We start from the raw sequence: 220 nt of genomic DNA, 5'->3' as shown, positions 1-220 counted from the left end.
CGGCGAGAGGGGCCATCCATGGCCCCACACGCCTCTCGCGGCATCCATGCCGCTCGTCCCCCTACACAACGATTCCGCTCGGCCTCCTGAAGGGGCGTAGTCGCTGACTCACCTTGCCTGCCTGGTATCAGGCCCGTGTGGGCTTCAGGATGCTTCGTGCCTCGCCAGCGCGAGTCACCCCTCTCCCTCCGGGAGAGGGGCTGGGGCGGGCCGCGTTCGG

Origin of the sequence: Pseudomonas sp. BN415 (genome assembly GCF_029871195.1) — a bacterium.
In the GTDB taxonomy this organism is placed as follows: Bacteria; Pseudomonadota; Gammaproteobacteria; order Pseudomonadales; family Pseudomonadaceae; genus Metapseudomonas; species Metapseudomonas resinovorans.
Note: the sequence above shows the minus strand (reverse complement) of the source record.